Below are 1,212 nucleotides of genomic sequence, written 5' to 3'. Positions count from 1 at the left end.
AGACACTCTCCAAGCTCAGAAAATAGCGTTTCTCATACTCTACTGGAGACAGCTGCATAGCACTGCTGTGTCGACGCTTGGGGTTATAGAACATCTCGATGTAATCGAAAATATCACTTCGGGCTTCGTCACGCGTTGCGTAGATCTTTCGTCGGATTCGCTCCCGCTTCAAAAGCTGGAAAAAGCTCTCGGCTACGGCATTGTCGTGGCAGTTTCCCCGTCGGCTCATGCTGCTGATCACATTGTTGGCCTTCAGGAAGCTTTGCCAATCTGAGCTACTGAACTGACTGCCTTGGTCTGAGTGAATCATCACTTGCTGCTGTGGCTTGCGTCGCCACACGGCCATCAGCATGGCGTCGATGGCCAGGTCGCTGCTCATCCTGGGCTTCATTGACCAACCAATGACTTGGCGAGAGAACAGATCCAACACTACCGCCAGGTACAGCCACCCTTCATAGGTGCGGATGTAGGTGATATCGGTCACCCAGACCTTATTCGGCTCACTGACCTTGAACTGCCGGGCCAGATGGTTGGGCGATGCCACTGTTGGTTTTCCGCCATAAAACCCAGGACGACGGCGATAGCCCGTTTGCGAACGCAGCCCCTCTGCCTGCATCAAGCGACCGACTCGATTTCGCCCACAGATCTCTCCCAGCTCTCGAAGGTCATCGTGAATCTTGCGATAGCCATACACGCCTCCGCTTTCTAACCAGGCATGCTTGATCAAGCCAAGCAGGCGTTGATCTTCTTTGGCTCGGGCAGATTGAGGCTCGGCCAGCCAAGCGTAGTAGCCGCTGGGATGCACCTTGAGGGTTTGACAAAGACGCCGCACCGGGTAATCGATCGAGTGCTTCTTGATGAAGGCGTACTTCAGCCGCACTCCTTGGCAAAGTACGCGGCGGCCTTCTTTAAGATGTCTCTCTCTTCCGTCACCCGCTTGAGTTCAGCGCGCAGCTTGCGCAGTTCGGCCTGCTGATCATCGTCGTGCTGACGCTGCTCTTGGGGCTTGCTGTAGACCTTGATCCACGCGTAAAGACTGTGCACGGACATGCCCAAGCGCTGAGCGACATCGGCGACAGGTTTGCCTTTCTCGGTCACTTGCTTGACCGCTTCGATCTTGAATTCTTCAGGGTAACGCTGACGACTCATGGCACCTCCTATTTGGGCCTCATTATGAGGCTTGGAGGTGTCTACGAAACCAGGGGCGATTCA

The 1,212-nt window shown here is 54.9% G+C and carries 1 protein-coding gene; it reads right to left on the bottom strand.

The window, feature by feature from the left end; all coding sequences use genetic code 11:
- A protein-coding gene (locus ACVWZ5_RS25525) for an IS3 family transposase (RefSeq protein WP_143514977.1) occupies positions 1-1,149 on the bottom strand; the annotation gives its coding sequence in 2 pieces (ribosomal slippage) (positions 1-915 and positions 915-1,149; 1,150 coding nt annotated over the 2 pieces). This gene is flagged as partial in the annotation.
- Between the last annotated feature and the right edge of the window lie 63 nt (positions 1,150-1,212).

Source organism: Pseudomonas sp. TE6283 (assembly GCF_054060555.1).
This window is presented reverse-complemented; position numbering and strand designations above follow the sequence as displayed.